The sequence below is a fragment of the Kitasatospora sp. NPDC057512 genome, from assembly GCF_042802135.1.
In the GTDB taxonomy this organism is placed as follows: domain Bacteria; phylum Actinomycetota; class Actinomycetes; order Streptomycetales; family Streptomycetaceae; genus Kitasatospora.
This window is the reverse complement of record NZ_JBHVET010000816.1, coordinates 1-3497: the sequence shown is the minus strand read 5'-3', so window position 1 is coordinate 3497 and position 3497 is coordinate 1. Positions and strand designations below refer to the sequence as shown.

Below are 3497 nucleotides of genomic sequence, written 5' to 3'. Positions count from 1 at the left end.
CCCCGGGGGAGGCTGGAGGGGCCGGACCACCTGGTGGAGGTCCGCAGCGCGGGCGGCACACGGGAGCCCGCCGGACGGGAGGCAGGATGAGCACCCTTGCGAACCAGCTGGTCCTGGCCGAGCGGCAGGACGTCGCCCGGGGCGTCAGGCTGCTCCTCGGCCGACCGCTGATCACCGAGCGCGGAGACCCACCCGCCTTCGAGGTGATCCGCCGCCGGCAGGACCCGTTGACCAAGTGGTTCGACTACCACTGCGGCTGGCAGCTGGTGGTGGAGCCTCGCCTGGGGTATGCGCGCCTGCTCAAGATCCGGACCGTCCCCGACGCCTCGCGCCCCGCCCGTCGGCTGCGGTCCGGCAAGGCTCCGTTCGACCGCCGTCGCTACACCCTGCTGTGCGTCGTCGCGGCCGAGCTGCTCCCGGTCCCGGTGACGACGGTGGGCCTGCTCGCCGACCGGGTCGTCCAGGCCTGTGCCACCGACGAGGCGCTGCCGCCCTTCGACACGGCGAGCAGGCCCGAGCGCATGGCCTTCGTGGACGCCCTCAAGCTGTTGGAGTCCTACGGCGCACTCCTCACCGTCGACGGCGTCACGGAGAGCTTCGTGGACTCGGCGAAGGCCAAGGTCCTCTACCGGGTGGACGCCACCGTACTGGTGCGCCTGCTCGCCGCGCCCGTCGGGCCGTCCCGGCTGGCCGTGCCGGCGGAGGACGTACCGCTGCGGTTCGAGGAACTCCTGCGGGGCGCGGTACGCGAGAGCCGGTACGGCGGTGCCGACGCCTCCGACGCGCAGCGCAACCTCCGGCTGCGGCACTCGGTGCTGCGTCGGCTCTTCGACGATCCCGTCCTCCACCACGACGAGCTCGGCGCCGACGAACTGGCCTACCTGACCTCGCCGACCGGGCGCCAGATCGTCCGGCGCGCCGCCGAGCAGGGTGGCTTCGTGCTGGAGGAACGGGCTGACGGCCTGCTGCTCGTGGACCCGGACGGGATCGCCACCGACAGCCGCTTCCCGGACGACTCCGCGACGGCCCGGGTAGCCGCCCTGCTCCTGCTGGAACCGTTGACGGCCGCTCCGGACGGGCTGACACCGGAACAGCTCGCGGTCGAGGCGAACGAACTCCTGCGGCGCTTCCCGCAGTGGGCGAAGGGCTACCAGTCGGAGGACGGCGCCCAGCGCCTCGCGGCCGACGCCGTTCGCGTCCTCGGCGACTTCGGCCTGGCCCGCCGGATCGGCGACCGCACCGTCCCCCGGCCCGCGGCGCACCGATACCGGACCACCGTGCCCGACGGTCCCGCAACCTGACCAGGGAAGACTTCCGATGACCGTGACACAGCTCCCGCAGCGCTCCGCGTTCCCGACGGCGGCCGCGGCAACGCGGTGGCAGCCGGCCAGGGCCGGCATCCTCAACGTCTGGCGCTACTACGACGAGGTCTTCACGTTCCACGAGGGCCGACTGCTCCTGCGGGGGCAGAACGGCACCGGAAAGTCGAAGGCGCTGGAGGTGCTCCTGCCCTTCCTGCTCGACGCCAGCCTGCGACCCAACCGGCTGTCCACCTTCGGTGGCTCCGAGCGCACCATGCACTGGAACCTGATGGGCGAGGGGGCCTCGGGCAAGACCCGTGTCGGGTACGTGTGGCTGGAGTTCGTCCGCGACGGCGACGGCGACGGCGACGGCAACGACGGCGACGACGGTGACGGCGACGGCAGCGGCAGCGGCAGCGGTCCGGTTCGGTTCACCTGCGGCGCCAGACTCCAGGCCAGCGTGCACACCACCGGTGTCACCGTCGACTACTTCACCACCGGCGCGCGGATCGACCGCCCCGGCGGCCTCTCCCTGGTCAACGACGCGGGCCAGCCGCTCACCCGTGCCGCGCTGGCCGAAGCCCTGCAGGGCCGGGGCGAGCTGCACGGATCACCGACCGAGTACCGCAACACGGTCCGGAGCACGCTCTTCCCCGGATTGAGCGAGCAGCGCTACGACGCCCTGATCACCGCGCTGCTCCAGCTCCGCACCCCCAAGCTCTCGGAGCGACTGGATCCGTCGCTGCTGTCCTCCCTGCTCTCGCGGGCCCTGCCCCCGCTCGGCGAGGGCGAGATCACCGAACTGGCCGAGGGCTTCGAACGCCTCGACCGCCAGCGTGAGCACCTGAAGGCCCTGGACGACGAGGTGGCCGCGGCCACCGCCGTCGCGAACCAGCAACGCGGCTACGCCCAGCGCGTCCTGCGCGCCGGGGCGGCGGCACTCGTCTCCGCGACGACCGAGATGGACAACCTCGCCCGCACCGCCAGGGAGAGCGGGCAGGCGCACGCGGATGCCGTGCGTGAGCGCGACGAGAACAGGCGGGCGCAGCAGGAGCTCGAACACGGCCGGCAGGAGATCGAGGGCGCCATCGAGGGGCTGCTCGACTCCGAGGCCTACCGGCAGGGCCAGGAGCTCGACCAGCTCCGTCGCAGGACCGACCAGGCCGCCCAGGCCGCCGCCCGGGCCCGCGCCACCGCCGACCGGAAGGTTCAGGCGGCCGACGAGGACGCCGGGCGTGCCGACGACGCGCGGCTGCGTTCCGAGCAGCGGGCCGAACACACCCGGGCCGCCCGGGACGAGGCGCGCGGCGCGGCCCGGCGAGCAGCCATGGAGTCCGTCTGCGCCGAGGTGCAGACGCTGCTCGGCACCGCACCGGGTCCGTCCGGGGACACAGAGGCGCAGGGGCGTACGGCGCGCCGCCTGCTGCGCGGCGCGGTCGTCTCGCGGCACCGTCAGATCGCCGAGGTACGGGCCGCCGTAGAGCGCCATGAGCGTTCCCTCGCGGACCGGACGGCGGCGGAGCAGCACCTCGACTCGGCACGCGAACGGCTGGCCGGGGCGACCACGAAGCGCGAGGGGAACGCCCACGCCTACGAGGCCGCCGTCGACGCCCATGCCGCCCTGTTGCGCCGTTGGGCGACGGAGGAGTGCGCGGAGCTGTCGATCGACGACTCCGAGGAGCTCGCGTCCCGTGCCGCCGTCGAGACCGACGTCCTCGTGCTGGTCGAGGCCGCCGCCCGGGTGGCGGAGAGTTCCATCACCGCGGACGAGACGACCGCCCGCGCCGGCCGGGACGACGCCCGCGCCCGGCGTGACCGGGTCGTCGGGGAACTGGAACGCACCGCGGCCGCGGTCGATCTCCCGCCCGTTCCACCACGGACCCGCACGGCCGACCGGTCCGTCCTGCCGGGGGCACCACTGTGGCGACTGCTGGCCTTCCGCCCGGACGTGCCACCCGCCGACCAGGCAGGTGTCGAAGCGGCGCTGGAGGCGTCCGGCCTGCTCGACGCCTGGATGGCGCCCGACGGCGGCCTCGTCGTCACCGGACACGACACCCTGGCCGACCCGGCGGCGGCCGTGCCCGCACCGGGGCCCTCGCTGCTCGACGTCCTTTCCCCCGAACCCGACGGCCCGGTGCCGCCGAGCCGGGTGCAGCGGCTGCTCGCGGGCATCGCCTACGGCCCCACGCTCCCGAC

The 3497-nt window shown here is 74.2% G+C and carries 2 protein-coding genes; both read left to right on the top strand.

Going from position 1 to position 3497, the window contains the following annotated elements; genetic code table 11:
• The first annotated feature begins 86 nt into the window (after positions 1-86).
• Complete coding sequence (locus ACFU6K_RS34190; RefSeq protein WP_380669756.1) at positions 87-1301, top strand: TIGR02678 family protein; 1215 nt, start codon at positions 87-89, stop codon at positions 1299-1301.
• 16 nt (positions 1302-1317) lie between these two features.
• Positions 1318-3497, top strand: a 2180-nt coding sequence (locus tag ACFU6K_RS34185) for a TIGR02680 family protein (protein ID WP_380669754.1), incomplete at its 3' end; no start/stop codon positions are given.

Bases quoted from the DNA above. Each gene is read 5' to 3' on its own strand.
- ACFU6K_RS34190 (WP_380669756.1), top strand. From the start codon at position 87: ATGAGCACCCTTGCGAACCAGCTGGTCCTGGCCGAGCGGCAGGACGTC.